This is a genomic window from uncultured Methanobrevibacter sp. (genome assembly GCF_947169325.1).
Classification (GTDB): Archaea; Methanobacteriota; Methanobacteria; order Methanobacteriales; family Methanobacteriaceae; genus Methanocatella.
Map to the genome: position 1 here is coordinate 1 of NZ_CAMVPN010000130.1, position 4,094 is coordinate 4,094.

The following is a 4,094-nucleotide window of genomic DNA, read 5'->3' on the forward strand; positions in this document are numbered from 1 at the left end:
AACGACAGGCCTCCAGGATTTGTGGATGTCTTTTCCGACAATGTCTGCTTCTTCTAGTTTTCTGATAATTTTCGGCATGAATAATCTGGTCATTAAAAAGGAAACCAATCCGCAGATTATCGCTATTGCATATAACGGAAGTTGTGGTAGTATCATCATAGTTAATACTATGACATTCATTATTAAAAAAAGTACTTATTTTTTATTTAGGATATAATAGACAGTTCTAATGGGCATATCCAATTTTTCTGATATTTCACGGGGGCTTAACCCTTCATCTTTTAAGGACCTGACCTTGTCATGGTCATGTTTTCTTTTTCTGTTGTCAAAGTCCGCCCGGCTTTTTTTCAAAAGGTAATACACCCTGTTAAGTGACAGGCCAAGTCTTTCGGAAATTTCACGGGCGCTCAGTCCTTCATCGGAGAGTTTTTTTACTTCAAATTCTGCACCGTCCGTTTTTGATTTCGCTCCCCAGTTATATTTTTTAACGACTTCAATGTCAAGCTGTGAGAGTGCATCAATATATGTCTTTGAAGTTCTATTGTATACGCTTGGAGAGCAGGTGATCTCTTCCAGATTAGGGTATTTTTCAATGAGCTCCACAATCATTGAAGATGATGGAACCTTCGTTATATGAATTGTGGTAACGTTTTCATCCATACAATCACTATTTCTTAATCAGGTCCATGAATTTCTTGGACTTGTCGCTTTTCGGATTTCTTATCTGGTCAATGTGCTTGATTTCCTTCTTGATTCTTGATTCGTTAATGTTGAAAGCGTTGCTTATATCTTCAATTTCAACCTCAGAGCTCTGATGTATCAGTGCCGCTCCAAGAGCAACCTGATTGAATTTGATATGGGAGCTTCTTGACTGCTTTTCAAACTTGAACTTTTCATATAACAATAAATCCATTTCAGGAATCGGAATTATCTTGATGTCTGTGAAGCTGTTCAGGGTTTCTATGACCTTTGTGTATGTAGTCTGGAACACTTTCCTCTGTTCCCTGTCCAGTTCCACACGGATGTATGGGAACGGTCCTGAAACTATTTTACGGGAGTTGTTTGAGGTTGTCATGTAATATTTGAACATGTCCCACATTATCAAGGTCGGGGCGAAGTTCTTGAAGGTGTTCTTATAGATGGAATCCCTTATTTTCAAATCACGGCTTAAAGACCTTTTGATGTTGCCGAACCTATCAACGTAATTCAGCTTTTCAAATTCCTTCTGGATTTGAGATTTTCTCCATGCATCGATTGCATTGAGGTCATATTCATCAATGAAATCCGGTGTCTGGTTTTCATATTTTGCAAGGACTTCATAGTATTTGTTGAGCCTTTTGAAGTCTGTCAACCTTCTTTTAAGGATATCGTCCTTGATGTCAAAGATTATTGATTCGGCATATTTTACGTATGCCAGTGCAAGGGCGGTCCTTGCATGCTTGTCGTCGATGATGGCGGGTTTTGTCCTGTGGAAACGCAACGCCTCTATCCTTACGTTTCTTCCGTACTGGCGCCTTACCTCCTCTTCGTAATTGTTGACATACTGGGAGTCAAGGGTTATGTTTTTCCGGATTAAACGATTGTTCCTGTCCCTGAACTTGATTACGAGAGCTATTGTCTTGACGACACCTTTACGTTCCTGTTTGAGGATATTCAGCACGTGCTTGAATGCTTCACGGCCGTAGGGGTTGAGTTCGCCGAACAGCACCATGTAGTTTCCCGAAAGGGGCAGGTAAGGTATTATGTCGAGCCTGTGTGTCGCTTCCTTTCTCACCTTGAATGTGAATCCCATGGATCCACAGCTGCACTTTGCCTCCCTCTGCCTGTATTCATCGATTGAATACTTCTTATAGCAAGAATTGCATTTCACATATCCAAACTGCTCAAGGTTTCCGATTGCAATCTTGTGCGAATCGATGGCTGACTTTACCCTGTCAAGAATATTCTTTTTGGAGTTTGCCTTCATTCTGAAAATCTGATTGTGGCGTGAGTTTTCACCGACCTCCTCAAGTGAGACTTCGGCAACGGATTTTGTTCCGTAACGGCTTAATGCAGTGAAAGGTGTTGTGTAACCCTGTGCGTCCATGTCGTCCTTGAGGCTCTGCAAATGGTCTAGTCTGTCAACTAACTTAAAGTAAAGGCTTTTGAAATTGTCAAATTCCTCAATGTCATCAAGGATGATTGGGTCATTTGCAATTTCCTTAAGGTAGTTCTCGGCTTTGTTTACCAGGACAGACTCTTCCATTTTAATCAAATTTATTGAATTCTTTCGCCGACTTGTCCGTTTTCATCAGGTGAGAGCAATGCTCCTGAAGCGCCTGTTGCCAAAATCATTCCTTCGGATAATGTTCCGAAGAGCTTTGCAGGCTGCAGGTTTGCCACTACACATACTTTTCTTCCGACCAGTTCTTCAGGTGCGTAGAATTTGGCAAGTCCTGCGACGATTTGTCTTGGCTTTTCTTCTCCGATGTCAACCTGCAATTTTAACAGTTTATCGGATTTTTCGATTTTTTCAGCTTCTTTTACTTCTCCTATTTTAATTACAAATTCATCAAATTGATCTATTGTCACTAAATCTGTCATATTTTCATCCTCGTTTTCATTTAGGTTTTCTTTAAGTTTGGCTTTTTGAGCCTCGATTTCTTCATCTTCAATTTTTTTGAATAATGGTTTTGCCTTATTTATTTCATGGCCTGCAGACAATGGCACTTTCGCATCTTCCCAGTTATCTAAACTGCCAAGATTCATTATGTCTGCAATCTTATCTGCTTTAGTTGGAAGGAAAGGTTTTAACATGTATGCCAATGTTTTTGCCAGTTGATTAGATAAGTGTAAGCAGTTTGCAGCCTTTGTCCTGTCTTCTTTTATCGCTTTCCAAGGTTCTGAATCATTGAAATATTTGTTTCCTTTTTTAGCCACCTTGAATATTTCAAGCAATGCCTCACGGAATTCGTAGTTTGCTATATATTTGCCTGCATTATCCGGAAGCTCTTCGATTGCTGATTTGAACTCCTCATCTTCCTCGGAAGGATTTTCATATTCAGGGATTTTGCCGCCAAATTGCTTTTTGGTGAATACGAATGTCCTGTGGAGGAAGTTTCCGATTACATCAGCCAGCTCGTCGTTGTTTCTTCTCTGGAAGTCATCCCATGAGAAGTCTGAATCCTTGTTTAAAGGAGCGTTTATTGTCAAATAGTATCTTAATAAATCAGGTTCATAGTCTTCTACAAAATCAGCTATCCATATCACCCAATTTTTACTTGTGGACATCTTCTCGCCTTCAAGGGATAAGAACTCGCCGGCATAAATCATGTCAGGCAGTTTGCATCCGTATGCTGAGAGAAGCCCAGGCCAGAATATTGAATGGTGGTAGATAATGTCCTTTCCTATGAAATGGACAACGTAATCGTTCCAGTACTCTTCCCATTTCCTGCCTGATGTCTCTGACCATTGTGATGCTGATGAGATATAGCCCAGGAATGCTTCAATCCAAACGTACAACACTTTGCCTTTGGCCTCATCCAGAGGTACAGGTATACCCCAATCCATATCACGGGTTAAAATCCAATCGGTCAGGCCGTCGTTGAGCCAATTTATTGCATAGTTCTTGACGTTTGCAGGCAGGTTGTCATTGCTGTTGATGTAGTCCTTGAGAGTGTCTTCAAATTCAGACAGCTTGAATGCATATTGGAAAGTGTCCTTGATTATAGGTGTTGTTCCGCAGGTTATGCAGTGAGGCTCATCAAGTTCTGTTGGGTTGAGTGCCTTTCCGCATTTTTCACAGTGGTCTCCCCTTGCTTCGGATCCGCAGACCGGACAGAGACCTTCCACATATCTGTCTGGAAGGAACTTGTTACAGTTAGGACAGTACAGCTGCTGGATATCCTCCCTGTAGATGAATCCGTTATCATACAAGTCCTTAAAGAAATTTTTTGCAATCTCGTAATGCTTTTCATCTGTAGTTCTTGTGAAATTGTCCAGTGATATGTTCATTGACTCCACATCACGAACAATCAAATCGTGATATCTTTTTGCAATCTCAATCGGTTTCTTGTTTTCCTTATCCGCCTTTACTGCAATGGGAGTTCCATGCT

Annotated in this window: 3 protein-coding genes and 1 pseudogene; all 4 read right to left on the reverse strand. The window is 40.7% G+C overall.

From position 1 onward, the window contains the following. A pseudogene (locus Q0W26_RS11945) lies at positions 1–159 on the reverse strand (multidrug transporter); the annotation flags it as partial. A gap of 36 nt (positions 160–195) precedes the next feature. Beyond that, a complete protein-coding gene (locus Q0W26_RS11590; protein WP_298525607.1) occupies positions 196–660 on the reverse strand; it encodes a hypothetical protein in 465 nt (154 codons plus the stop codon). Between the two features lie 7 nt (positions 661–667). After that, the gene (locus tag Q0W26_RS11595) at positions 668–2,245 is read right to left on the reverse strand and encodes a DUF530 domain-containing protein (protein ID WP_298525610.1); all 1,578 of its coding nucleotides are present in this window, start codon (positions 2,243–2,245) and stop codon (positions 668–670) included. An 11-nt stretch (positions 2,246–2,256) separates the two neighbouring features. Continuing rightward, positions 2,257–4,094: methionine--tRNA ligase (gene metG / locus Q0W26_RS11600; RefSeq protein ID WP_298525613.1), on the reverse strand; the 1,838-nt coding region annotated here is incomplete at its 5' end.

Coding starts and splice junctions, on each gene's coding strand:
- Q0W26_RS11590 (WP_298525607.1), bottom strand. CDS start 660: ATGGATGAAAACGTTACCACAATTCATATAACGAAGGTTCCATCATCT.
- Q0W26_RS11595 (WP_298525610.1), bottom strand. CDS start 2,245: ATGGAAGAGTCTGTCCTGGTAAACAAAGCCGAGAACTACCTTAAGGAA.